Annotated in this window: 25 protein-coding genes; 9 read left to right on the top strand and 16 right to left on the bottom strand. The window is 42.2% G+C overall.

What is annotated here, in order from left to right:
• Nucleotides 1-7: 7 nt before the first annotated feature.
• On the bottom strand, nucleotides 8-649 hold the full coding sequence (trmB, locus tag QRN39_RS02165) for a tRNA (guanosine(46)-N7)-methyltransferase TrmB (protein WP_050943547.1): 642 nt from the start codon (nucleotides 647-649) through the stop codon (nucleotides 8-10).
• A gap of 188 nt (nucleotides 650-837) precedes the next feature.
• On the opposite strand from trmB, the gene QRN39_RS02160 reads away from it, so the two are divergent.
• Nucleotides 838-1113 carry a YtzH-like family protein gene (locus QRN39_RS02160; RefSeq protein WP_003217549.1) on the top strand — a complete coding sequence of 92 codons (276 nt, stop codon included), beginning with the start codon at nucleotides 838-840 and terminating at the stop codon, nucleotides 1111-1113.
• Here the strand turns inward: QRN39_RS02160 and QRN39_RS02155 are convergent.
• The 4 genes from QRN39_RS02155 to thpR form a co-directional block, all read right to left on the bottom strand.
• Nucleotides 1110-1910 carry a phosphotransferase family protein gene (locus tag QRN39_RS02155; protein WP_189286481.1) on the bottom strand — a complete coding sequence of 267 codons (801 nt, stop codon included), beginning with the start codon at nucleotides 1908-1910 and terminating at the stop codon, nucleotides 1110-1112. The genes QRN39_RS02160 and QRN39_RS02155 overlap by 4 nt on opposite strands.
• 285 nt (nucleotides 1911-2195) lie before the next feature.
• The gene (locus tag QRN39_RS02150; RefSeq protein WP_284906085.1) at nucleotides 2196-3125 is read right to left on the bottom strand and encodes a YegS/Rv2252/BmrU family lipid kinase; all 930 of its coding nucleotides are present in this window, start codon (nucleotides 3123-3125) and stop codon (nucleotides 2196-2198) included.
• 48 nt (nucleotides 3126-3173) lie between these two features.
• Nucleotides 3174-4109, bottom strand: a complete 936-nt coding sequence (locus QRN39_RS02145) for a hypothetical protein (protein ID WP_106033037.1) — start codon at nucleotides 4107-4109, stop codon at nucleotides 3174-3176.
• Nucleotides 4110-4134: 25 nt separating this feature from the next.
• Complete coding sequence (thpR, locus tag QRN39_RS02140) at nucleotides 4135-4686, bottom strand: RNA 2',3'-cyclic phosphodiesterase (RefSeq protein ID WP_284906081.1); 552 nt, start codon at nucleotides 4684-4686, stop codon at nucleotides 4135-4137.
• Between the two features lie 94 nt (nucleotides 4687-4780).
• Between thpR and cysK the strand changes: the two genes are divergently transcribed.
• Nucleotides 4781-5710 (top strand): cysteine synthase A, encoded by a 930-nt coding sequence (gene cysK / locus QRN39_RS02135; protein ID WP_411512301.1) that lies wholly within the window; start codon nucleotides 4781-4783, stop codon nucleotides 5708-5710.
• 217 nt (nucleotides 5711-5927) lie between these two features.
• On the opposite strand, the gene QRN39_RS02130 is transcribed toward cysK, so the two are convergent.
• Nucleotides 5928-6554 carry a Type 1 glutamine amidotransferase-like domain-containing protein gene (locus QRN39_RS02130; RefSeq protein WP_003217567.1) on the bottom strand — a complete coding sequence of 209 codons (627 nt, stop codon included), beginning with the start codon at nucleotides 6552-6554 and terminating at the stop codon, nucleotides 5928-5930.
• A 22-nt stretch (nucleotides 6555-6576) separates the two neighbouring features.
• Entirely contained in the window at nucleotides 6577-7977 is a 1401-nt protein-coding gene (pepV, locus tag QRN39_RS02125) for a dipeptidase PepV (protein WP_212046415.1), read from the bottom strand.
• 94 nt (nucleotides 7978-8071) lie between these two features.
• Between pepV and QRN39_RS02120 the strand changes: the two genes are divergently transcribed.
• Nucleotides 8072-9370 (top strand): NCS2 family permease, encoded by a 1299-nt coding sequence (locus QRN39_RS02120; RefSeq protein ID WP_050943541.1) that lies wholly within the window; start codon nucleotides 8072-8074, stop codon nucleotides 9368-9370.
• 371 nt (nucleotides 9371-9741) lie between these two features.
• Nucleotides 9742-9963, top strand: coding sequence for a DeoR family transcriptional regulator (locus QRN39_RS02115; protein ID WP_008356419.1), 222 nt, complete (start codon nucleotides 9742-9744; stop codon nucleotides 9961-9963).
• A gap of 69 nt (nucleotides 9964-10032) precedes the next feature.
• Here the strand turns inward: QRN39_RS02115 and QRN39_RS02110 are convergent, their stop codons facing one another.
• Together QRN39_RS02110 and QRN39_RS02105 are read right to left on the bottom strand one after the other, a co-directional pair.
• Entirely contained in the window at nucleotides 10033-10749 is a 717-nt protein-coding gene (locus tag QRN39_RS02110) for a pseudouridine synthase (protein ID WP_050943540.1), read from the bottom strand.
• A 16-nt stretch (nucleotides 10750-10765) separates the two neighbouring features.
• Nucleotides 10766-12388: a putative polysaccharide biosynthesis protein gene (locus tag QRN39_RS02105; protein WP_003217649.1), complete on the bottom strand. Its 1623-nt coding sequence runs from the start codon at nucleotides 12386-12388 to the stop codon at nucleotides 10766-10768.
• 175 nt (nucleotides 12389-12563) lie between these two features.
• On the opposite strand from QRN39_RS02105, the gene QRN39_RS02100 reads away from it, so the two are divergent.
• The 4 genes from QRN39_RS02100 to QRN39_RS02085 all read left to right on the top strand — a co-directional run bounded on the left by QRN39_RS02100 (nucleotide 12564) and on the right by QRN39_RS02085 (nucleotide 16551).
• A complete protein-coding gene (locus QRN39_RS02100; RefSeq protein ID WP_212046416.1) occupies nucleotides 12564-13835 on the top strand; it encodes a BaiN/RdsA family NAD(P)/FAD-dependent oxidoreductase in 1272 nt (423 codons plus the stop codon).
• Nucleotides 13832-14029: a hypothetical protein gene (locus tag QRN39_RS02095; RefSeq protein WP_106065786.1), complete on the top strand. Its 198-nt coding sequence runs from the start codon at nucleotides 13832-13834 to the stop codon at nucleotides 14027-14029. Before QRN39_RS02100 ends, QRN39_RS02095 begins: the two co-directional genes overlap by 4 nt.
• Nucleotides 14030-14168: 139 nt before the next feature.
• The gene (opuD, locus tag QRN39_RS02090; protein ID WP_003217541.1) at nucleotides 14169-15701 is read left to right on the top strand and encodes a glycine betaine transporter OpuD; all 1533 of its coding nucleotides are present in this window, start codon (nucleotides 14169-14171) and stop codon (nucleotides 15699-15701) included.
• A 325-nt stretch (nucleotides 15702-16026) separates the two neighbouring features.
• A complete protein-coding gene (locus QRN39_RS02085; RefSeq protein WP_106065788.1) occupies nucleotides 16027-16551 on the top strand; it encodes a CbrC family protein in 525 nt (174 codons plus the stop codon).
• A 29-nt stretch (nucleotides 16552-16580) separates the two neighbouring features.
• Here QRN39_RS02085 and QRN39_RS02080 read toward each other — a convergent pair whose 3' ends face one another.
• The 7 genes from QRN39_RS02080 to QRN39_RS02050 all read right to left on the bottom strand — a co-directional run bounded on the left by QRN39_RS02080 (nucleotide 16581) and on the right by QRN39_RS02050 (nucleotide 21865).
• Nucleotides 16581-16763 carry a sporulation protein Cse60 gene (locus QRN39_RS02080; protein ID WP_003217582.1) on the bottom strand — a complete coding sequence of 61 codons (183 nt, stop codon included), beginning with the start codon at nucleotides 16761-16763 and terminating at the stop codon, nucleotides 16581-16583.
• 101 nt (nucleotides 16764-16864) lie between these two features.
• Nucleotides 16865-17176 carry a rhodanese-like domain-containing protein gene (locus tag QRN39_RS02075; RefSeq protein ID WP_003217560.1) on the bottom strand — a complete coding sequence of 104 codons (312 nt, stop codon included), beginning with the start codon at nucleotides 17174-17176 and terminating at the stop codon, nucleotides 16865-16867.
• A gap of 54 nt (nucleotides 17177-17230) precedes the next feature.
• Nucleotides 17231-17914 (bottom strand): YesL family protein, encoded by a 684-nt coding sequence (locus QRN39_RS02070; protein WP_284906066.1) that lies wholly within the window; start codon nucleotides 17912-17914, stop codon nucleotides 17231-17233.
• Nucleotides 17915-17937: 23 nt separating this feature from the next.
• The gene (locus QRN39_RS02065) at nucleotides 17938-19230 is read right to left on the bottom strand and encodes a Gfo/Idh/MocA family protein (RefSeq protein ID WP_284906065.1); all 1293 of its coding nucleotides are present in this window, start codon (nucleotides 19228-19230) and stop codon (nucleotides 17938-17940) included.
• 17 nt (nucleotides 19231-19247) lie between these two features.
• Nucleotides 19248-19772, bottom strand: coding sequence for a hypothetical protein (locus QRN39_RS02060; protein WP_050943533.1), 525 nt, complete (start codon nucleotides 19770-19772; stop codon nucleotides 19248-19250).
• A complete protein-coding gene (locus tag QRN39_RS02055; RefSeq protein WP_251190205.1) occupies nucleotides 19769-20881 on the bottom strand; it encodes a glycoside hydrolase family 88/105 protein in 1113 nt (370 codons plus the stop codon). Before QRN39_RS02055 ends, QRN39_RS02060 begins: the two co-directional genes overlap by 4 nt.
• A gap of 18 nt (nucleotides 20882-20899) precedes the next feature.
• Nucleotides 20900-21865 carry an ABC transporter permease gene (locus QRN39_RS02050; protein WP_003217645.1) on the bottom strand — a complete coding sequence of 322 codons (966 nt, stop codon included), beginning with the start codon at nucleotides 21863-21865 and terminating at the stop codon, nucleotides 20900-20902.
• 231 nt (nucleotides 21866-22096) lie between these two features.
• Here QRN39_RS02050 and QRN39_RS02045 point away from each other — a divergent pair, with 231 nt between their 5' ends.
• Entirely contained in the window at nucleotides 22097-24397 is a 2301-nt protein-coding gene (locus QRN39_RS02045) for a helix-turn-helix domain-containing protein (RefSeq protein WP_050943530.1), read from the top strand.
• Nucleotides 24398-24413 lie beyond the last annotated feature (16 nt).

Genomic DNA, 24413 nt, shown 5'->3' with positions numbered 1-24413 from the left:
TCACTTGTTATTCTGAAAATTTCACTTCTGATCGATAGATAGGTTGTCCCATAGACGAGAATTTCTCTTCGTATTCCGTCATCACATTTCCTTCTAGTCCGTCCTTATGTAAATCTAAGCTTACATACGTTAAAAGAAGGCCATATGCAGAAAAGCTCTTTAAGGAATATTCAAATAACCCGCGGTTATCTGTTTTGAAATGCAATTCACCGCCTGGACGGAGAATATGTTCATATCGCTCTAAAAAGGCCTTAAACGTCAATCTGCGCTTTTCATGTCTTGCTTTTGGCCACGGATCAGAGAAATTCAAATAAACTCGGTCAATCTCATTTTCCGCAAACACATCTGTCAGCGTTTCCGCATTAATGTTCAAGAGCTTTACATTTTCAACATCTGTCTCTTTGATTTTATCTACTGCTGTCACAATGACACTTTTAAATAATTCAATGCCAATATAGTTGGTATCAGGATGAAGCTTGCCCATTCCAGCGATAAAGCTCCCTTTTCCTGTGCCAACTTCAATATGGATTGGATGATCATTTCCAAACAGCTCATGCCATTTCCCTTTATATTGCTCTGGGTTAGCTAAGGCAATATGAGCATTTTCAGCTAAGTAATCATCAGCCCATGGTTTATGTCGCATTCTCAATTTGATACACCTCTATTTTCTTTACATTTTATCAAGATACCATGAAACATAAAGACCCGCAAGACAGCATCTTTATGCGCATATGAAAAAGACCAGCCCTTCGCTTGAGCTGGTCTGCCGCATGTATAAATTGGGTGCTGAATGCACAGTTTAACCACATAAATGACACGCAGAAAAGGAGCATACGTATGGGATTAAACCGTCAACATCAGCTTCAATTAATCAAAGATATTTTAACCGATCACCAGTTGGATTGCTGCGGGACTGTTGCAGAATATGAACAGGTGGGACGCGTGATTCAATTCATGCTGGCAAAAGAAGACCTTGATGCCGACATTCGTCAATTATTAACAGATATTCATGATTACAGCCAAAAGGGTACTTCTGTCAGTTCAATCGATGCACATATTGAGGCGCATCAATCGCATTTGTCAGAGTGGATCGAGAATATTCCTCTGTCTTAATGAATGTTTAACCGCTGTAAGAGTGCGCTCAGCTCCGCTTGCACTTCTTGCTGCGCTTTTTCATTCCCTTTTCTTTTATGCCACACGACAAACGATACGGTTTCAGCGAGGACGTACCAAGCCATGCGTTTTCGCAAATTGTCTGTCAGCGGGGCACCGTACATTGAGAGCCAGCTTTCCCAGTTCTCTTCTTCAACATAATGGTATAAAAGTGGTCCAAGATCAATGGCTGGGTCAGCAATCATCGCCCCATCCCAATCGATCAAGTAAAGCTGGTTTTCATCTGTCAGCAGCCAATTATTATGATTGAGGTCACAATGACACACGACCTTGTCTTCAAATTGAACTGCCTCCACATGCTTCTCTAAGTACTGGATAGCACGTGTGACGTCGCGCGAATCAATTTGCTCTTTAAATATGGACTGTTTTAAATGCTTCAGAATGGATGCTGGGTCTAGAGAGTGCTTCTCTAATCGCTTCAGCATATCAAGCAATTCTTTCGATGTATGAATTTTTCTTAGCTGCTCTGCTACAGGACGGTCATTCATGTCCTTTGGCTTCAGCTCTCTGCCGCTCAGCCAGTGCTGCGCAGTGATGACATCCCCATTTTCCATCCGTTTTGTCCAGACAAGCTTCGGCACAATGCCTTCAGCTGACAAAACCGCAAGAAACGGTGACGTATTGCGTTTTAAAAATAGCTTTTGGTCATTGTGTGTTGCGAAGTACGCATCTCCCGTAGCGCCTCCAGCAGGAGAGATGTGCCATTCGCTACCTAATATTTGTCCCAACCAGTTCATATCAATTTTCAACCCATCATTTCTTAAAATATTTTAAATCGTGCTTTTTTAGTCGACAAAATTCAGCCGATTGAAGGTCAATAGGCTGTTTCTTTTTTTATTTATATGATCATAAAAACAAAAAGGACAGCTATTGAGAATGAGATGCTAAACAATAGCCGTCCTATAGATTTTATCGTTACCTTCTTATACTCGTCAAGCAAAACTAGAAAATCAGGACAAGAACCTTATGAAAAGAAAGGCTTTTTTCATGGTTCTTTGACTAAGACATTCACGATAAGTGATTTAAGCACGTAATTTTAAGGAGTATTCACTCGCCTTCACAAAAACAGGCGTTGCGCCGATCACTTCTCCATCTGCATGAAATAAGATTTTTCCATCTGCCTCCAAGTACGCTTCTTCGTGCTGAAACAGGGTAACGCCCTTCATTCCAAGGTGCTTGCGAAACACCATCGCACTTAGAAACAAGAGCACTTTAAATGGATTCAAATCTGTGACAACGAGTGTTTGAAAGCCTGGCTGCCTTGCGCTTACTTCTGGCGCTGCTTCCAGCCCACCTCCGTAATAGGGGTGATTACAAACAATCACAAACCACACTTGGCGAAAGACCTTCTTCTCGTTTTCAATAAACAGTGCAAGGTCGAACGGCTTAAAGGACCATAAAGAATGGAGAAATGACAGCGGGTAGATGATAAACCCAAGCCCCAGTCGTTTCAGCCACTTTTTTCCTCTGAAATGCACTGTTTTCCTTAGCACATGCGCATCAAACCCAGCACCGATATGATTGATAAAGAGAACGGATTGTGCGCTTTCTGCGTGATCTTGAAAGGAGCCGAGTGAAAATGTTTTGGTGAGCATTCTTTTTTGCTTTCTCACTTCTTTTAGGACATCTTGACGATGGATGCCAAGGCCCTTCGCCGCATCATTCCAATGACCGGCAGGGACAAAGCTTAGCTGCACATGATCCATTTCCTTTAAGCCATTTAGGACTTCATGAATGGTTCCGTCACCGCCAATGACAATCAGGCGCTTTAGCCTGTCATCTTGCATGGCGCTAATTTGTCTTGCCAATACTTCTGCATGACCTTCATGCTGGGTGAGAAACGATCGATATGAGATCTCCACCCTTTGTAGTTCTTTCTCTATGCTCCTCCATGTACGAAGTCCTTTTCCATGTCCTGCTGCTGGATTAACGATAAAGTACCATTCATTCATATATTAGCTCCACTCAGGTCTCATTTTTCGTGACCTTCCATTATGCCTTTAATCGAGCCATTCCTGCCTTCTTTTGCTGTCTGATTCACCATAAGCAAGCAATGCTTTTGTCGCCTTAAATTGCTGATGCTTTGTCGGCGCAGTATTTTTCCGCTGCTTTTCAAACCAATCTTCCGCCTTCTTCTTATCGACAACCTCCATCCCGTATGGAACTTCCGGTAAGTCAATATACGAGGTACGGCTGATCAGGATTTTTTTCACAGGAAGATGGACACCGCTTTGCTGTAAGATCTTTGACACGACGGTGCCAGAGCGTAGAAGGCTTGCGCAAGGATTCAAAACGGACTGAACCGCTTTCCCATTCGCCCGCTTTTCCCAAAAACGTTCCTTCGTTCCGATATATACGCTGTCAGGCTCTGCCTCTAAGAAGGATAAACAAATCACTTCCAGCGGCGTAATGAGGACTGGACATAATTCCATCTCTGCTTTTTGAATGAGCAGCACCGGTTTGTACATCACAAAATATGAATCCGGAAGCTGCCTAGCAAGCATGCGCAGCTTTTCGTCATACCGAATGTGATGGGAAACGGTCGAAATGTTGGAAATCGTCGAGCTCGCCCATTTTAATTGAACATCATATAGATGATCCTTAAAAAAATGAATGAGCTTCGTTTCATCTGTAGGAACGTTTGTAAAGACACCTTGCTCTATATCTGTCGGCTCGTTAAAAAGACTCAGGTCCCGTTCCTTCTTCATATCGGCTTCTTTTTGCTTTCTCTTTAAGGAGAATTTCTTTCTCTTTTCCTCCTCTTGTTCAGGCGCTTGTTCAGAGATTTGGTCAAATGAATGCTGCGTCTTCTCTTTTGAAGCTTTTTTTAACTCGTCCCACCTTTGCTTTTTCAATCGAATGAATTGATTGATGTAGTGATGCGGGTCTTGTTCATATCGTGATATATAATCTTGAATTTTGATAATTTGCGCCATCTGCTGCTCACTCCAACTTTTAGAATCATTTATGTAGTGCAAATTGTTTGATTGCGTGATAACGCGGGGTTTCTCTCGGGCGTATTTCATATAGAGTCATACAAGAAACCTCTATCACGTATGGCTCTTTGCGTAAAGGCGCTTGTTCTGCAAAAGAGTGATCCGCGTTCCATTTGCGCGCAATCGTCATATGCGGATGAAACGGTCTCTTTTCAACAGGATGTCCTGCTGACAATACGGCTGCTCTCACCTTTTCTCTTAATTGCATGAGTGGTTCACTTTCATCAGGTTTTGCAAAAAAGACTCTCGGTCGTTCCTTCGTGCCAAACTGTCCGACCTCATTCAGCTCTAGTGAAAATGCAGTGGCTTCCTTTGAGAGGATCTCAAGCAGCTCGATGATCTTCTTTAAGCGCTCATCTGGAATGGCACCTAAAAAGATCAAGGTCACATGATAATCATGTGGTGCTGTCCATTTTTGAAAAGACAGTCCGCTTCTTTGATCAATGTCTTTTTTGATTTGATGCGCAAGTTGTTCAGGGATTTGAACCCCAATAAAATAATGACGGTTTTCTGACACAATATCACCTGTCCTTTTATAACAAGCTTTACGAATCCCCATTGATGATAGTATAACTAAAGAAATGCGGAATGAGAAGAAAGGGTGTCACATGATGAAGGTTGCACAAAATATAGCGGAGCTGATTGGCGATACACCACTTGTTCAATTACAGCGGCTTCAGCCAGACAATGCGGCAGCTGTTTATTTAAAGCTGGAATCGTTTAATCCTAGCGGCAGTGTGAAGGACCGCGCTGCTTACAATATGATCGTCGAGGCTGAAAGGCAAGGGAAGCTTACAAAAGGAGCGACCATTATTGAACCGACGAGTGGGAATACAGGGATTGGTTTAGCTATGAATGCAGCAGCTAGAGGGTATCAAGCCATCCTTGTGATGCCTGATACGATGACAAAGGAACGAATCAATATTTTGAAGGCTTACGGGGCGCAGGTCGTTTTAACCCCAGGAGAAGAAAAAATGCCAGGCTGTATTCGCAAGGCAGAGGAGCTGGCAGCTCAAATTCCTCATAGCTTTATCCCGATGCAATTTGATAATAGAGCGAATCCAGATGCCCATAGAGGCACAACGGCTGTTGAAATCATGGAAGCTGTCAAGCAACTTGGAAAGCCCCTTGGAGCCTTTGTCGCAACAGCAGGAACTGGCGGAACCATTACAGGCACTGGAGAGGAATTAAAGAAGGCTTTCCCTCATTTGACCATACGTGTGGCAGAGCCGAAGGGATCTCCAGTCTTATCTGGCGGGACACCTGGCAAACATAAACTTGTTGGCACAAGCCCAGGATTTATTCCCAAAATTTTAAACGAGCATGTCTATGATGAAATCGTGCAAGTAAGCGATGAAGATGCGTACAATATCACACGTCAGCTTGCCCGTATTGAAGGAATTTTAGTTGGTCCATCCTCTGGTGCAGCCTGCTATGCTGCGATTGAAACAGCCAAGCAATTGCCGGCAGATCAAATGGTGATCTGTATGACAGCAGATACAGGCGAACGATACTTATCAAGTGATGTTTTTCAAGATTAAAAAAGGAACAGGGTCATGAATCCCTGTTCCTTTCAGATTGTTGACAAAGGGCTAAAATGATCTTGATTTTAGCCCTTTGTCTTCTTTTCAGCGTGATAGAAAACCTTTGCAGCCCTAGGAAGGGCGAGCACCGGAACGGAGCGAATTTGACATTCGTGAGTACCGGCGCGCAGGACTGACACCGAATGCGAGGGTTTGTCTACATGCTGTTTCAAGGCTAGGACGATTTGTCGGACTTCACCTCAGCCTGCTCCCCTGTGATGAGTAAAGCCTGCTCATCAGTAAGCGGGCATAAATCGAGCGTCTGCTCATACTGCTCCATGATTTGCTGCGCAGCCTCGCCTAAATAGGTATTGTACATATGCGGTACCGGACAGTAGCTTATCTCATTGAATCCTTGATAAGATGAAAGCTCTGGTGCCTTCTGCCGATCATCCATCACGGAGATATATTCAATGCTTGGCGCCATGATGATACTCCCTGCGGATTCGCCAATGTACAGCTTGCCTTTATTGATTTCTTCTTTTAGCACGTCATCGAGACCGTGCTTTCTCAATTCCTGCAGCAAATAGAAGGTGTTGCCTCCTGATACGTACACCACATCATTTTGTTTTATCATCTTTATGATTTCTTCGGTAGACTGCTCAGCTATTTGAACGATTTCTAGCTGCATACCGAGTTGATGAAAGGCTTCTTTCGCTGCCTCCACATAGTGCGTGACTTCTTCCACAGCACTAGCTGTTGGGAAAAATGTCACGCGTTTTCCTTTTAATGATTCACCCGTAAAGTCAGATAAGAGAGAATAGCTGTCTTTGAATGAAGAGCATAAGAACATTTTTTTCACTGTGAATCCCTCTTCTCTTTTTCTATTTTGCCAATTCATACATGGCTTGTGCGTATAGAGCGGTTGCTCTTAGTAGATCATCGATTTCGATATATTCATCCTTCTGGTGTGCGCAATCTGGTCTGCCAGGGAAGAGAGGACCAAAGGCAACGCCTGCTTCTAAAGATCTCGCATACGTTCCTCCACCAATGGCAATCAGGTGAGCTGGATCTCCCGTTTGTTCCTCATATACCCGCTGCAATGTTTTGACAAGCGGGTGATCTTTTGAGACGTGATGCGGGGGGCTGTCATCAAATTTTAGAAGGGTAGCCCCTTTGATGCCTTCGATCCCTTTTTTAACGTCCTTGCCGTCTGCTGTCACTGGATAGCGGACATTTAATCCTAGCTTCGCTTCCCCGCTTTGTGTATAGCGGATCGTGCCAACATTCAAGGTCAAATCTCCGCTAATGTCATCTTTGCAAGCAATCCCCAGCTTTTTCCCTCGTGTATCCTGATCAAATAAAGCGTTGATTTGGGAGGTAAAAGCAAGCCCGTCTTCATCTAATTCTTGTCCACATAGGAAATTGGCCATATGAATACCCGCATTGATGCCATGCGCCGGCTCCATAGCATGAACTGATTCACCTTTTAATGTGAAATGCAGTCCATCCGCTACATTCTTTACCTCACCTGATAATTGATTGTCAGCAAGATAAGCTTCAAAAGCTGTTTTTAATGATTCAGCATCGTGTTCTTGTGCCGCTGTCACAGTGGCAGTTGCCTCATCCGGCACCATATTCAGCCGCATACCCGATGTGAATTGCTTGAGCGTATAGCGCTGATGTTGTTCTGTATGTTGATATGTAAATGACACAATGGCATCAATGATCCCTTTTTCAGCATGAATAATCGGAAAATCAGCATCTGGTGCAAATCCAATTTGCGGCATCGCCTCGTGCTTGAAATAATGGTCCACACAGCGCCAATCACTTTCTTCATCTGTTCCAATGATCATTCGAATCTTTTTTGACAGCTTCATCCCTGTATCTTTTAACATCTTCAGTGCGTAGAAAGCCGCCATGGTTGGCCCTTTATCATCAATGGCGCCTCGTGCAAATATTTTATTTTCTCTTATGTCCGCTGAAAATGGCGGGGTTGTCCAGCCGTCACCAGCAGGCACAACGTCCACATGGCATAGCACACCTACAATGTCTTCGCCTTCTCCATATTCAATATGACCTGCATAGCCATCCACATTCTTGACTGTGAATCCTTCGTCTTCCCCTTTTTTCAGCATATACTGAAGGGCCTGATCGACTTTTTCACCAAATGGCTTTCCTTCTTTTCCACCTTCTTCATCAAGGACACTTTCAATTTGTAAAAAAGATTGTGTGTCCTCAATCAAATCGTCTTTTTTTCGTATGACTTCAGCTTCCCAATTCATTTTTCCATTCCTCCTTGAAAAAAGGTTGCAATCCACCCTTAAAACGAATATTATATTAATTGTTTTGTAATAATGTTCGTAAATGGAGGATTTTATGTTTCAGTTAAAAGAAAACCAAACCAACATAAAGAGAGAATTAATCGCTGGTATGACGACATTCTTTACTATGGTATATATTGTTGCCGTTAACCCAGGAATTCTTTCAAAAGCAGGCATTCCTTTTGACCAAGTCTTTACTGCAACAATTATCGCTGCTGTCGTCGGTACACTCTGGATGGCACTATTTGCAAACTATCCGATTGCGATTGCACCAGGCATGGGGCTGAATGTCTATTTCACCTTTACAGTTGTCGGTGGTGGCGGCATCAGCTATCAAACAGCGTTCAGTGCGGTATTTGTTGCTGGAATACTCTTTATTATTTTATCGTTAACATCCCTTAGAAAACAACTGATTCAAGCCATTCCAGATAATTTAAAATACGGCATTACAGCCGGAATCGGGCTTTTTATTGCATTTATCGGCCTCCGTCAGTCTGGGATTATCGCAGCTGACCCGGAAAATTTAGTGAAGCTTGGCAACTTAAGCTCGCCTGTTGTCATTTTAACGCTTGTCGGCTTAATGATCTCTGTTATTTTAATGGTACTTCAAGTAAATGGCGCTCTGTTTATCGGCATGTTAGCGACGACACTGATTGCGGTCGTAACAGGCCAGCTTCATTTTCCGAAAATGCTGATGGACATCCCTGCACTACCAGAAGGCATGCTGATTACAAACCCATTCGCTGCCTTCGGCGATGTATTCTCTCATCATTTATACGCTGTCGTCTTCTCCTTCTTACTAGTGACGATTTTTGATACAACGGGCACAATGATCGGAGTGGCCGAACAAGCAGGACTCATGAAAAATGGGCAGCTGCCAAAGGTACGCAGAGCCCTGCTCGCTGATTCTGCTGCAACGACGATCGGTTCTATGTTTGGGACAAGCCCAACAACAGCTTATATTGAATCATCATCTGGGGTTGCTGCTGGCGGAAGAACCGGGCTAACGTCTTTAACGGTCGCTGCATTGTTTATTGTGGCATTGTTTTTTGGCCCGCTCGTTCAAGCCATTTCTTCTTTACCATCCATCACATCACCTGTTCTCATCATTGTCGGGTGCTTGATGATGAACTCCGTGTCACGCATTCGCTGGAACGAGCTAGACGAAGCATTCCCTGCTTTTCTAGTGATCCTTTCCATGCCGCTGACATCTAGTATTTCAACCGGAATTTCACTTGGATTTATTTCATATCCACTTGTGAAACTGGCAAAAGGGAAATGGAGAGAAGTACATGTACTTGTTCTCATCTTTGCCATTTTATTTTTCATTCAGCTCTTTTTCTTAGAAGGATAACAGAAACAAAAAAGGCACATTCTAACAAGGGATGTGTCTTTTTAAGATGAGTGAATTTTTTATTTTGTAAATTTTCTGTGTTTCATTTTTGGACGTTTGAATGTGACAGTATTCTCCATACGCCTTACGCCCATTGGGTTGTAACCGAATTCAAAACATGGTATATACCATGTTTCGATTCATGAAGACAAGTTAAATAACATGTAAAGTTGACTTTTTGGTGGAACTAGATGCATAATAACGTGTATAATAGAATAAAACATTAAGAAACACGAACATTTACCATTGTTGCATGTCCTTATTTCGCAGTTTTAGTGTAGTAAGTTGTGGTTAGTCAAGTCCATCCGATCTTATTGATAGGGAGTGGTTTTTTGAAACCTTCAACAAACCGTATGATGACTCGAATAAAATCAGTCTATATGTTCATTCAAGAGAAAGGTCTTGTGACGACACAAGAGCTGGTTGATGAATTCGGGATCACACCTAGAACCATTCAAAGAGACTTAAACGTGCTTGCCTATAACGATCTTGTTCATAGTCCAAGCAGAGGCAAATGGGAAACAACGAGAAAAAAAGTAAAAATATCATCTTAAGCGTATAATGAACTGTCCATATAACAAAAAGAACCGGCGACATGCCGGTTCTTTTCTTTTGTTCTACATTTATGGTCGATTGATTAAGCTGTCTAATTCTTCGTCCGTCAATTCACGGTACTCCCCTGGCGCTAGATCTTCATCTAAAGAGATAGCCCCCATCGAGCGTCTTTTTAAAAAGATGACTTCATTTCCCACTGCTTGCGCCATCAGCTTCACTTGATGGTACTTTCCTTCAGTAATTGTTAAACGGATGCGTGTATCTTCACTTTCATTCGCATCTACTTCAACCTTTGCCGGCTTCGTGCGGTAATCATCTAAAATGACAACACCCTCTTCAAGACGCTTGATGTCTTGATCTCCTAATGGATATTTCAAATGAACCTCGTACGTTTTTGGCACATGCTTTTTTGGAGAAAGTAATTGATGAGCAAGCTGTCCATCATTTGTGAGGAGGAGAAGACCGACTGTATCCTTGTCTAGTCTCCCGACAGGAAATGGCTCCCTTGCGATATCCTCCGGCTCAAGTAAATCGACGACCGTTTCATCCCGCAAATCTTCAGTAGCTGAGATGACCCCATCTGGTTTGTTCATCATTAAGTAAATGAATTCTTTATATTCTACACGCTCTCCGTGTACGAGCACTTCATCATTCGATGGATCAACATGATCTTTCACCTGCTTCGCCAGTTCTCCATTCACGGTGACTGCCCGTGCCTTGACCAGCTTCTTTACATCTTTTCTTGAACCAAAGCCGCTGCTAGCAAGCAATTTATCAAGCCTCATGAAACTCCACCTCTTCTTAACTCTTTTTTCTTAAAAATTTGGGCATACGGCTGCCGAGTACACGCTCAAGTAATCCTACCTTATATGACAAGAACAGATACACACCGCCGCCAGTGATCATTGAAATTAAAATGACGATACCCGCGTTAATAATTCCACCTTCATACGAAATCACTTGGCTCACAAGCTGACATGTCGCATACGCCACTACAGCCATAATCGCAGTCAAAATACCAATGAGAATAAATCGTTTGAAAATCCTGCGGAACGAATAGCCGGCATGGCGCTTAATCATGATAAACATATACAAGATGGACGCACTATAGCCTAACGCAGTCGCAAGCACAGAACCATTTCCTTGCAGCCAGCTGATTAGCGGAATGTTCAGAACCGTTTTAATGATGATCCCTAACAACAGACTGACGATGGCAAATTTTTGTTTATTAATTCCCTGCAAAATCGCTGCATTAATGGTGAATAAAGAAAACAATAACGCAACAGGTGCATACCAGAACAAAATTGACATCCCAATCTCAGGATGAACAGACGGATAGAAAAACCAATAAACCGGTCCAGCTAATGCTGAGATACCAAATGAAGCAGGCAGCACGAAAAATAATATGACCTGCATCGTCTGATCAATTTGTCTATTGAGCAGCTTGTAGTTACGAGCTGTAAATGATTCCGTAATCGTTGGAATCAAGGTTAAGCCAAACGCTGTTGCAAGGGACACAGGAATCATCACGAGCTTCGGTAAATATAACGTCACAATAGACAATACCGCTGTACTAATATCCTGATGGCCTGATGCAATCATGGCTCTGTTAATCGTGTTTGTATCTATATAAGAATAAATTGGAATCGCCAGTCCAACAAACACATACGGTGCGGCATAGCTAAATAGCTCTGTAAACATTTGCTTATAAGATAAGTCAGAGGAAGCACCTGTATTCGGCTGCATGGATAAGAGCCGATCCTTGCGCTTCAGCCAATATAAATAAAGCGTGAATAAGCCGCCAAATGCGCCGATAAGTGCTGCAAATGTAGCATATCCGACAGCGATGACAAGACCGCCGTCAAGCACTTTTAAAATAATAAACGTTGCTGTTAATAGGAAGATGATTCTGACAAGCTGCTCGATGACTTGGGAAACAGCTGTCGGTCCCATCATAGAGTGTCCTTGGAAGAACCCTCGCACGAGACTCATAATTGGTACAACCAAAAGACCTAAACTGACCATCCGAATCACATATACCACTTGGTCGACGGTCAAACCGCCTGTTTCATTTGATCCGCCAAGCTGAATCTTGGCGAAAATTGGTGCACTCAAATATAAAAGAGAAAAAGCGATAATCCCGGTGACAAGCATGACCGACATACCCGCCCTGAACATTTTTCTCGTTGTCTCATAATCGCCAATTGCATTATATTTAGAAACAAATTTTGATACCGCTGTTGGAAAACCAAGCGTAGCAATACTTAAAAAGATCGTATACTGATTGTATCCATATTGAAATAGCGCTCCACCAGTAGCTCCAACCATTGCGCTAAATGGAATTAAATAAATCATACCAAGAATACGAGAGAGATAAGTCCCTATCGTTAAAACCAACGTACCACGAAGCAGTTTATTAGACATGCGCTTAACCACCATTTTTCTAATGAATATTCAACTCAACTATTTTACCACATCATTTCGACGCACAGGTAACAAATCCAATACAGAAGGCACAAAACCAATCAATTCATATTTCAGCCTTCCCCAATTTTCGTTATAATAGATGAATGACTGAAAGTAGAAAGAGGAATGTAACATGAAACATTATGATGTCATTGTCATTGGCGGTGGACCTTCTGGACTGATGGCCGCGATTGCATCAGCAGAGCACGGTGCAACTGTTCTGTTAATTGACAAAGGAACCAAGCTTGGCAGAAAGCTCGCCATTTCTGGCGGTGGACGCTGTAACGTCACCAATCGCCTTCCAGTAGAAGAAATCATCAAGCATATTCCCGGAAACGGTCGTTTTTTATATAGTGCATTTTCTGAGTTCAATAACGAGGATATTATTTCGTTTTTTGAAAACCTCGGCATTGAACTTAAAGAAGAAGACCATGGACGTATGTTCCCTGTCTCAAACAAAGCACAATCTGTTGTGGATGCCCTTTTAGACAGGCTCCGTAACCTCAATGTGACCATTCGAACGAATGAGAAGATTAAAACAGTTCTGTATCAAGACGGACAAGCAGCCGGAATTGTTACAAATAATGATGAAAAAATTTCAAGTAACGCTGTTGTGATTGCTGTTGGCGGAAAAAGTGTGCCGCATACTGGTTCTACTGGTGACGGCTACGCATGGGCAGAAGCCGCTGGTCATACGATTACAGAGCTCTTCCCAACAGAAGTACCGGTCACATCAGATGAACGTTTTATAAAAGAAAAAGTGCTCCAAGGGCTTTCTTTAAGAAGTGTGGCTGTCAGTGTTTTAAATAAAAAGGGAAAACCCGTCGTCACACATGTCATGGATATGATCTTTACACACTTTGGCTTATCCGGCCCAGCTGTTCTTAGATGCAGCGGATTTGTGGTGAAAGAATTGAAAAAGCAGCAGGTCGTCCGTCTGCAAATAGACTTATATCCGAAGCTTAATGACGAAGAGCTTTTCCAAAAGCTTCATCGAGACCTAAAAGATGAACCAAAAAAAGCCATTAAAAATGTCCTAAAGTCTTGGATGCAAGAACGCTATTTATTGTTTTTGTTAGAGAGGAACGGTATAGATCCGCAAGACACTTTTTCTGGTCTTGCTAAGGACAAACTGCGCGCATTCGCCCATGATTGCAAACATTTTATCGTTCATGCCAATGGTACACTCTCTTTGGACAAAGCGTTTGTTACAGGAGGTGGCGTTTCTGTGAAAGAAATTGAACCGAAGAAAATGGCGTCTAAAAAAATGCCCGGTCTTTATTTCTGCGGAGAAATTCTAGACATCCATGGTTATACAGGCGGATACAATATCACGTCAGCACTTGTAACAGGCAGACTTGCTGGTATGAATGCTGCACTAGAAGCAAAGGAGAGAGATCAATGATCAGACGTGCATTTCCAATTGTATTTGCAGTCGTTATTAGCTTGACAGCCGCTTTTTTCTTGAAGCTGTCCATTACCCCATTAAAAGTTGCCATTGTGTTGGCGTTTACCATCTTCGCTGTTTGTTTAAAAGAATACGTTTATCGTCTTCGTAAACGAATCGAAGAAAAATCCTCTTCACATATCGATAGTTGATTAATGGAAGCAAAACATGTTACGGTAAAGTAGAGGTCGAGTGAGAAGCTCGCCTCTTTTTGTTTGAAATTAGTTGAGTTAGGGGATATTAAGTAAATCCTCTGCTTAAACGTGTAGAACAACAGGAGAGTGAGATGGTGTGAAAAACGTATCAAGTGTATTTTGGATTGTGATTGCGATCACATTTGTTGCCGTCATATGGGGAGCTTTTTCTCCAGAAACACTGCAAAATGTCACAGATCAAATTCAAACATACATTACAAATGACTTTGGCTGGTATTACTTGTTAGTGGTGTCACTACTCGTCGGCTTTTGTCTATTCTTTATTTTTAGCCCAATCGGTAAGATTACGCTAGGAAAACCTGGGGAAGAGCCTGAATTCGGCTTATTTTCTTGGTTTGCGATGCTATTTAGTGCCGGTATGGGAATTGGTCTTGTTTTTTACGGAGCAGCTGAACCGATCAGCCACTATGCCATCCAGTCACCAACGGGTGATACTGAAACGGCGCAGGCATTCCGAGATTCCCTTCGATATACTTTTTTCCATTGGGGGCTTCATGCATGGGCTATTTATGCCATTGTTGCACTTTGTATTGCTTACTTTAAATTTAGAAAAGATGCACCTGGCTTAATCAGTGCAACGTTGCAGCCGGTTTTAGGAAATAAAACGAATGGATGGATCGGAAAAACCATCGATTGTATTGCGGTATTTGCAACTGTAGTTGGTGTTGCGACAAGCCTAGGATTAGGCGCGGCACAAATAAACGGTGGGTTGAATTACCTGTTTCACATTCCGAATGCTTTTAGCACACAATTGATCATTATCATGATTGTGACGGTGCTTTTCCTTGCATCTGCTCTAAGCGGGATTGGAAAAGGCATTAAATATTTAAGTAATATCAACATGGTATTAGCAGCTGTTCTGATGTTTTTCTTACTTTTGGTAGGTCCAACTGTTTTTATCTTAAATTCATTTACTGACTCAATTGGGCAATACTTATCCAACATCGTTCAAATGAGCTTCCGTCTATCTCCAAATGATCCTGAGAAGAGAGAATGGATTAATGGATGGACAATCTTTTATTGGGCATGGTGGATTTCTTGGGCACCATTTGTCGGAATCTTTATCGCAAGGGTGTCACGCGGACGAACGATTCGAGAATTTTTAGTAGGTGTCTTAGTGGCTCCTTCTATCCTAGTATTCCTATGGTTCTCGATTTTCGGTGTATCTGCGATGGATTTACAGCAAAAGAATATTGTCGATGTTGCGGGTCTATCAACAGAAACAATGCTCTTCGGTGTACTAAATGAATATCCGCTGGCGATGATCACATCGATTCTAGCACTTATTTTAATCGCTATATTCTTTATTACATCGGCTGATTCAGCTACATTTGTGCTTGGAATGCAGACAACCTATGGATCATTGAACCCTTCTGGCAGTGTCAAAGTTAGCTGGGGCATCATCCAATCTTCTGTTGCTGCCGTTCTTTTATTTTCAGGGGGACTTGAAGCCCTGCAAAATACAGCCAAGCTCGCTGCCTTGCCGTTCTCCGTTGTCATTATTTTGATGATTGTCTCACTGTACAAGTCACTGAATGATGAACGAAGAGCCATCAAGCAAGCCAATAAAGTCAGTAAACCACGAAGTCCAAGAGTAAAAAAAGCATAATCTCAAGCGAAAAAGCCGTTCCTCATAAGAACGGCTTTCAGATTGTTGACAAAGGGCTAAAATGATGTTTATTTTAGCCCTTTGTCTTCTTTTCAGCGTGATAGAAAACCTTTGCAGTCTAGGAAGGACGAGCACCGGAACGGAGCGAATTTAACATTCGTGAGTACCGACGCGCAGGACTGACACCGAATGCGAGGGTTTGTCTACACGCTGAAAGCCGTTCCTCATAAGAACGGCTTTTTTCTATATAGACAATTTAAGATTGTTGCAAGCAGGAGGATTCCTGTAAAATAATAATGAAATCATTTCTACAATGGAGGTTTATATGACGCTGCCTACATTCAAGTACAACCCAGATCCAGTTTCGTTAAACGTGATCAAAAAAGAGCCTACGACATGTCCTGTTTGTGAAAAAGATAGAGAATATGTGTATCATGGTCCATTTTATTCTGTTGAAGATGTGAAAGGAATTTGCCCTTGGTGCATTAAAGATGGTTCAGCCGCTAAAAAATACGATGGCACCTTTCAAGACGATGCAAGCTGTGATGACGTTGAGCAAGAGGAATATATAGATGAACTGATCTTTAGAACGCCAGGTTATCGCGGCTGGCAGCAGGAATATTGGTTAAGCCATTGCGGAGATTTTTGCGCGATCGTCCAGTATGTCGGTTGGAAAGAGATAGAACATTTAGAGGAAGAGCTCACAGAAGATATCGAAGACATTTGCAGCGGCGGGGGATTAACGAAAGAAAACCTAAAACAATGGCTCGTCAACGGCGGAGATCTGCAAGGCTATCTCTTTCAATGTGTTCACTGCAACAAGCATCGTTTATATATTGACGCTAGTTAAACAAAGTAAAAGGACCCTTCAAATAGGTCCTATTTTTTATATAAAATGAGGGCAGAAAAACAGTAGAGCTGTTCTCCTCCTTGCTCACAGATCACTGCTACATTGTACTTGATGTCAATGATTTGGTCGTCATCCATTCCTTTTAAAAAAAGATTGATTTCGCTCTGCAAATCTTTTTCGTGCTCTTCATCAAAGACAGCTACCTTTAGCACATATGCCACTCTCCCTTCTCTCGCTACTCTATCTTTATGCACATGAGGGCGGGCATATGAACAAAAAAAGCCTTTCATCTATGAGATGAAAGGACTTCTGTTTACAGCTTCGGTTTTGTTTCTCCTGTCCAAGCAAGCATTCCGCCAACGACATTGGTCGCTTGATAGCCTTGGTCTTCTAGGAAATAGCAGACATTTTCACTACGTTTACCAGAGCGGCAAATAATATAATACTCCTGCGTTTGATCGAATGCATCCAGTTTCTCAGGGATATCTCCCATTCGGATGTGGACAGCTTCTGGAATCATTCCTTCTGCTACTTCCTCGTCCTCACGCACATCAACAAGCTGAATGGCTTCTTCTTGCTCTAGCTTTTGTTTTAATTCTTCTATTGAGATTTCTTTTACTGACACGACGCTCATCTCTCCTTTTAATCACAGTGACACCATTATAGCAAATGAACCCCATTACTGTGTATTCACCCGCTTCGATTGCAGGAAAGACGGCAGGCGTTTCTTTACTTCGGCTGTCTGCTGCTCACTTTCAAACTCTACTTTTTTGAATACTTGATAGGCGAGCCACATATGACCATAGGCGAGTATACTCACACTAAAGAACGGCACGATTCCCGGCAAATAAGCAAAGAGAACAAACAGCAGAGCCGAGAAAACGAGCATACAGAGTGTATATTGCAAATATGAGATACCAAGCAAAAGAGAGAATTTTAGATAGAGACGTTTTTTCCAATCATAATGAGCCAGCAGCGGAAAAATATAAAACAAGCTCACAACAAAGAGAAATCCAAAGATATAAATGGCAAAACGAAGCACATGCAAAAACCAGCTCGTTGGATAAATATACGCAAGGTCTACATATATAATCGTTCCTATGATCAATAGCGCCAATCCCATCAAGTTAGAGCGTACAAACTCCTCACGGTACACCTTCCAAAAAGTCCGGAAAACGCTCACTTGCTCATGCCCTTGTATCCACTTTCTCATCACCGAAAATAACGCAGTGGTTGCAGGCATCAATCCAAAGATCCCAAGTCCCAGCATGGTGAACAGCAACCATAGCAAATTTGTATAGGCGAGTCGCATCACCCACTCACACATTCGAAGCATTCTGCTCATTGAACCATCATGATCCATCTCTTTCCCCTCCTCTCTTTTTTTTATGACACCGTCTCTTTCTGAAGCAACTCTTCTATGTCAATTGGGCGCTTCTCTGCAACAGACCGCCACATGCCTTCCCCAAGTGCAATTGAATAAGCACCAGCCTCTGCCCCTGCTGATATGTCATAGTGAATTAAAGGATCTTTCCCGATAAATAAATCGGCCAAAAGCAGAGGATCTCCGCCGCCATGTCCTCCTGGCTGCTTCACAACTTCAATCGTCTCTTTTGCTCCAAACATCGGATAATAAGAAATCGTCTGTTCTGGGAATTGAAAAGGAATTCTGGATGGCACATGAAACTCATTTGTTTCAATACGCCCCTTCGTCCCATTTATAGCAAGCCGATATCCTTCATATGGAGCTGAGAATTGAATCGAATAGCTGAAGAGAGCCCCTTGGTCATATGCCACTGATGCCACATATGTATCCTCAATGTCAATTTCCTCATCAAAAATACAGGCGTCTGGGCGATAATTGGTGTATTGCTGCGTTTGCTCCTGACCGGATTCGATATGATCGTCCTCGACATTTGAGCGTACTACCCTCGGATTCCACCTTGCTTCATAATGACATGTATCCTTCACATGACATGTTCCGCAATACCTGTTTTCTTCCCCCTGCAAAGGATTCCAAGGACTTTTATCTCCGTAATAGTTCAGCGCCCCATAGGCAAATACTTGCTTCGGCTTTTGATTGATCCACCAATTGACCAAATCAAAATGATGCGTCGATTTATGAATGGATAGTCCGCCAGAGAATTGCCGCGTTCGGTTCCACCTTTTGAAATAACTAGCGCCATGATACGTATCAATGAGCCAGCTCAGTTCAACAGATGTGACCCTACCAATCTTTCCTTCTAAAATGAGTTCTTTGATCTTTCGATGAAATGGATTGTAGCGATAATTGAAAGTGACTGTGACCTTTCCTTTACTTTCCTTTTCTTTTTCCATTACTTTTTTGGCGTCTTTTGCTGTTGTGACCATTGGCTTTTCAGTGATGACATCGAGATCATGGTCAAGTGCTTGCAAAATATAGGTGACATGTGTGTCATCCCTGCCTGCCACAATGACGATATCTGGCTTTGCTTCCTTCACCATTTGATCAAATGCCTCTTCATGAAAAAACGAGACGCCCCGCAGTGATGGAAAACGCTCCTGACAAAGTGTATACCGATGATGATCTATATCTAAAAGCCCTGTAATCCTGTAATGCTCATTGAAATCCTCTGTGAGCGGCTTAATAAACATATTGAACGCACGCTGACTGAGTCCGCAAATTACGACCCGTTTCACAGTCCCCACCCCTATTTCTATCGATTTTCACGAAGCTGTTTCATGAGAGACAGCGCCTCTTTAGACTTGTCTGCATACACGGGAATAAAAGCGACCATATCTCGATGTAATCGAAAGGTATAGCCGTTTAGCTTTTTCGTGCCTTTACTAACTTGAACCGCATAATCGACCGTTTTACCTGTCCTTTGATCCTCGATCGTATATGGCCCTGCCGCTTGATCATCAATACCCATCTCTTCAAGCAGCTGAAAGCTTTCAGGATCATCATATGTTCGAAACATTTCTTCCGGGACAAGCATGATGTCCCCCTCTTTGGCGGTAATTTCAACAAGAAGCTTTTCAGGAATCGCCGGAAAGATGTGGACGCTATACGTTTCTTGTTCCGTTTGAAAAGCCTTCTCGACTAATTGATCCTTCATCCCCTTTGACATGTCAGAAAAAATCAGAACATCGATACCGTTTGTTTTCCCATGACAGGCTGACAAACAAAAGGCAGCGATAAAGCTGAGGAGCCATGCCACAGCCCTTTTTTGCCTCTTCATGCCTTTTGAAAAACAGGCAGCTTCTCTAGCTCAGTTAACGCCATAATAAAAGCGCCTGCCCCGTGCAAGTCATTTGTGCTTCTCTCTCTACCGACGTAGTAATCATAAAATCCAGCAGATGTTCCGATACATATATCATTGATGGTAAAATCACCGTTTTCTGTCTCAGCCGTCTTATGCTGAATTAAGCCTTGGTAAGCTTTCACCACATGATCTGTGTAGCGGGGGCTGACATACCCTTCGTTCATGGCTTTTGCCATGGCGTACATGAATAAACACGATCCAGAGCTTTCAAGCCAATTGTCGCTATGAGTACCTTTATCAATGATTTGATGCCAGAGACCTGTGTCTTGATCCTGGTACCTAGCTACACTCTCCAGCATGTCTGTCAGCGTTTCCTTCCACATCTTTCGCCCTTCATGCTGCTCTGGCAGATCCTCGATCATATCTGCTAATGCAAGAACATACCAGCCAAATGACCTTGCCCAAAACTCGGGAGAACAGCCTGTCTTTTGATCAGCCCATGGCATCACTTTTCGTTCGTCCCACGCGTGATAATACAGACCTGTTTTTTCATCTTTTGTATGCTTTCTCATGAGATGCTCTTGCTGGATCACCATATCCACCAGTTCCTCTTCATCTTTCAGTTTTGCATACTTTAAGGCAAAAGGTCCGCCCATGTAGAGACCATCCAGCCACATTTGATAAGCATAATTGTCTTTATGCCAAAATCCGCCCTCAGATGTACGATTCAATGTGCGATAAAGCCCGCGGAGCTTCTCCGCTGCCAGCACATACCGCTTCTCTCCTGTTCGTTCATAAAGAGGGAATAAAATGAGCCCAGCTTGGATCGCATCAAGCTCATCTCTTCGAAATAACAGGTTTCCATACTCATCAATGAGCGAATCTGCGTAGCTTTTCACATAATTGAAATACGTCTCGTTCCTCGTTGACTCATATAGCTTCATCACACCGCAAAGAAAAACGCCTTGATGATAATGCCATCTTCCAGCTGGAGGTAGCTCGATTGGTGTATGCGCTTTCATAATTGTTTGTGCTAATTTCTCTGCATGCTCAAGTGGTGATCCCTTTTTAGTCGATAATGTCATTCTTTTTCATCTCCCTTTTTAGTAAATACCTTCTTCCCCAAATTTCTTCGCTAAACGGTTCGCCAGCATAACCAAAATGAGTCCAACGGCTGCTTTAAATAGACCTACAGCGGTACTATAGCTGAATTGCCCTTGCTTAAGACCAGCTGTATAAACGTACGTATCAAAGATTTCTGCTACTTCCCGGTTCGTTGCATTGAGTAATAAATAGACATGCTCAAAGCCAAGCTCTAATGTGTCACCTATTTTCAAAATAAGCAGAACGACAATCACACTTTTAATGGCAGGAAGCGTAATGTGCCACATTTGTCTCAGTCTGCCGGCTCCATCCATTTTCGCTGCTTCATATAGCTGCGGATCTACCGCTGTAATCGCCGCTAGGTAAATGATCGTCGACCAGCCTGCTTCCCGCCAAATCACTTGTAAAATGTACATCGGTCTAAACCATTCCTGACTAAGTAGAAAGTTAATCTTTTCCCCTCCAAAGAAAGCAATTAATTCATTGATTAACCCACCATCTACTGTTAACAAAACAAAGGATAAGGACACGACAATCACCCATGACATGAAGTGAGGAATGTATATCATCGTCTGCACAAATTTCTTAAACAATGCCAATCTGACCTCGTTTAAAAGCAGGGCCAATAAGATCGGAATTGGAAAGAAAATCACGACATTCATGGCAAATAAAATCAGTGTATTTTTTAATAAGATGAAAAATGTTGGTTCTGTAAACAATCGAATAAAGTGTTTGAAGCCAACCCACTCACTACCGAGAATACCGAGAAACGGCTGGTAATCTTGAAAGGCAATGATCAGCCCCCACATCGGCACATATTTAAAGACAAGAAAATAAATGAGCCCTGGCAAAATCATGACATACAAAAACTTTTGACTAAGCATTTGATTAAGTAAGCGCTTTCTTCTTTCTTTTTTCAAAGCTGCCGCAGGCACACCCTTGGCAGTAACATCCTCTGTTTTCATAGATAAAGCCTCCCCTCATGCTGGTGCATGTGTTAACTGTATCTTAAGGATGAAAAATCCGTCTACAATCATATCATCAGATCATATTTACTTAGGGGAAGCTACTCAAAACGTTACATAAAACATGAGAAAATGATCCTAATCTCAGAAAATGATTATTGACAAACCTACCAAATTTTTGGATTAATAAATAAAGAGGAAAAGATTGTTCCGTTTGAAATGGGGGGTTTTATGAAAAGAAGGCAATATAAATTTTATTACAAGCTCGTCACGTTTTTTTTCATGCTTAGTACGATTCCTGTCATCATTGTCGGTATTTTTTCTTATCAGCATTCACAAAAAACAGCACTCGAAAATATCTCAAATGAAAAGCTGGACAGCGTTAAACAAACGCAATCCAATATTGAGCATATTTTAAAGACAGTTGATCACTCTCTCACTCACTATGTCAGTTCGCCGCCTCTCCTTCAAACACTGGCAGAACCTTTAAATCCAGACCAATTCCAGCTTTATAATCAAGTACAGCAGGAACTGAACTACCTGCAAACCTTTGACACCGATCTTTCCAATATTACGCTCGTCAGTAAAATGGAAGACTGGTACATGAACAATTCGGGGCTTTATCATGTCACAAGCGGGGACCAAGAGAAAGCGCTCACCTCTTACCTCAATATTCCGAGTCATTCCAGCTGGGCACTTGAAGAGAATAATCCACTTGTTGCGACAAAGGAAGGAAAGGCCTCCTTTTGCAAATACAATGTGAACTTAATCAAACAACTCCCTATGAACAGTGTCCAGAAAAAAGGGATCGCTGTCGCCAGCATTCCCAGCTGCACGATTGCTGACAATATGCCTGACTTCTCTCAATCTGACAGTATGTTTGTCATTGATACTAACGGAAAAGTGCTGTTACATAACCGCAAAGAACAAATTGGTGAATCCTTGAAAAATCAAGAGTTCGTCAAGCATGTCCTATCGCGTGAAAAACGATCAGGTCAATTTAACATGAAGATCGAGGAACTAAACTATCAAATTACGTTTCAAAAATCAGACTATAACGAATGGACGTACCTATCCTTTGTTTCCATACCAGAACTCAAGGCACAAACGAAATCAATTGGGTGGATCACCTTTATTATCTGCTTTATTTTGTTAGCGCTTTCATTGCTATTTTCATGGTTTGGGTCCAGGCATTTTTATAAACCAATCCGCTTGTTATACGAGTCCTTTGCACGCAATGAATCCTTTTTGCAAAAGCAGCCTTTTCAAAATGAATTTGAGTTGATTGAGTCGAGTATTAAACAAATGAAGGATCAAAACAATGATTTAGAGGAACGTATTGAGCAGCAAGTCACGCACCTCCAGCAATACTTTATGGTGCGGCTATTGCTCGGAAAGCTGACAGAAGAAGAAATTAACAACCGGTTCCAAAGTTTAGGATTCCCTCAGGACTGGTCTCACTTATCCATGCTTGTGACCCAAATTGATACGCTAAAAGGAACACCTTATGAAAAAAAGGATGCTGACTTACTTTTATTTGCGATCAATGGACTAATTGAGCAGATTATTCCGCAAGAGGAGCACCTTCAGCCAACAGTTGTCAATCAGCATCAAACGACGATTATCCTAAATCACTCAAAGTCAGATGAAGAGTTTACTGAATATTTAAACCAATTAGCGGAAACGACTCAGCTGCGTATCGAGGAAGAGCTTGGTTTATCGATCAGCATCGGAATCAGCCGTCAGTTTCAGGAGCTCACGATGGCAAAACAGGCTTACATTGAAGGAAAAGAGGCCTTAAAATACAGACTCAAAGCAGAGAAAAAGTCCATTATCTTATATGAACATATCCAGCAAGGAAAAACGTTTAAAACTCATTTTCCAAAGCAGCTTCAACATGATTTATTTGATGCGATGAAAGCAGGTGACCAAGGCAAGGCAGATCACTATTTACATGTGCTCCTGCAATCCATTTTCTCTAAAAATGCAGGACCGCACGAGTACCATATCGCCCTCGCCCGTTTTTTAAACAATTTGATTGAGTTGATGCATTTGCTTGGCATTGAATTATTTGAGGTCGAAGACAATAAAATGCTGTATGATACGATTTTTGAATTTAAAACGTTTGAAGATACCGAAGCATGGCTGAAACATGAGATCATTCGGCCGATAATTGACCAGCTAGGTGCACGCGAGGAATCACAATACAAAAACATCTCAGAAAAGATCATCCATATCATTCATCAAGAATTCGACTCAGATCTCACATTGGATGAAATCGCCACACGCCTGCATTACAACCCAAATTATTTAAGCAGTATCTTTAGAAAGGAAATGGATATCTCCTTTAGTGAATATCTCTCATCCTACAGACACCATGTCGCCAAAAACTGGCTCGTGGAGACCGATATGTCCGTCAAAGAAATTTCGGAAAAACTGAAATATAAAAACCCGCAAAACTTCATCCGTTCCTTCAAAAAACTAGAAGGCACGACCCCTGGCAAATACCGCGACCAGAAAAAAGGCATATAAGACAAAAAGTCCCGCT

The organism is Bacillus sp. lyk4-R2A-2, assembly GCF_030209735.1.
Lineage (GTDB): Bacteria > Bacillota > Bacilli > Bacillales > Bacillaceae > Bacillus > Bacillus pumilus.
This window is presented reverse-complemented; position numbering and strand designations above follow the sequence as displayed.

What these genes read in the sequence shown, in the direction of transcription:
- QRN39_RS02160 (WP_003217549.1), top strand. Translation starts at nt 838, where the DNA reads ATGGGATTAAACCGTCAACATCAGCTTCAATTAATCAAAGATATTTTA.
- QRN39_RS02155 (WP_189286481.1), bottom strand. Translation starts at nt 1,910, where the DNA reads ATGAACTGGTTGGGACAAATATTAGGTAGCGAATGGCACATCTCTCCT.
- QRN39_RS02150 (WP_284906085.1), bottom strand. Translation starts at nt 3,125, where the DNA reads ATGAATGAATGGTACTTTATCGTTAATCCAGCAGCAGGACATGGAAAA.
- QRN39_RS02145 (WP_106033037.1), bottom strand. Translation starts at nt 4,109, where the DNA reads ATGGCGCAAATTATCAAAATTCAAGATTATATATCACGATATGAACAA.
- cysK (WP_411512301.1), top strand. Translation starts at nt 4,781, where the DNA reads ATGAAGGTTGCACAAAATATAGCGGAGCTGATTGGCGATACACCACTT.
- pepV (WP_212046415.1), bottom strand. Translation starts at nt 7,977, where the DNA reads ATGAATTGGGAAGCTGAAGTCATACGAAAAAAAGACGATTTGATTGAG.
- QRN39_RS02120 (WP_050943541.1), top strand. Translation starts at nt 8,072, where the DNA reads ATGTTTCAGTTAAAAGAAAACCAAACCAACATAAAGAGAGAATTAATC.
- QRN39_RS02110 (WP_050943540.1), bottom strand. Translation starts at nt 10,749, where the DNA reads ATGAGGCTTGATAAATTGCTTGCTAGCAGCGGCTTTGGTTCAAGAAAA.
- QRN39_RS02105 (WP_003217649.1), bottom strand. Translation starts at nt 12,388, where the DNA reads ATGTCTAATAAACTGCTTCGTGGTACGTTGGTTTTAACGATAGGGACT.
- QRN39_RS02100 (WP_212046416.1), top strand. Translation starts at nt 12,564, where the DNA reads ATGAAACATTATGATGTCATTGTCATTGGCGGTGGACCTTCTGGACTG.
- QRN39_RS02095 (WP_106065786.1), top strand. Translation starts at nt 13,832, where the DNA reads ATGATCAGACGTGCATTTCCAATTGTATTTGCAGTCGTTATTAGCTTG.
- QRN39_RS02085 (WP_106065788.1), top strand. Translation starts at nt 16,027, where the DNA reads ATGACGCTGCCTACATTCAAGTACAACCCAGATCCAGTTTCGTTAAAC.
- QRN39_RS02070 (WP_284906066.1), bottom strand. Translation starts at nt 17,914, where the DNA reads ATGGATCATGATGGTTCAATGAGCAGAATGCTTCGAATGTGTGAGTGG.
- QRN39_RS02060 (WP_050943533.1), bottom strand. Translation starts at nt 19,772, where the DNA reads ATGAAGAGGCAAAAAAGGGCTGTGGCATGGCTCCTCAGCTTTATCGCT.
- QRN39_RS02055 (WP_251190205.1), bottom strand. Translation starts at nt 20,881, where the DNA reads ATGACATTATCGACTAAAAAGGGATCACCACTTGAGCATGCAGAGAAA.
- QRN39_RS02050 (WP_003217645.1), bottom strand. Translation starts at nt 21,865, where the DNA reads ATGAAAACAGAGGATGTTACTGCCAAGGGTGTGCCTGCGGCAGCTTTG.
- QRN39_RS02045 (WP_050943530.1), top strand. Translation starts at nt 22,097, where the DNA reads ATGAAAAGAAGGCAATATAAATTTTATTACAAGCTCGTCACGTTTTTT.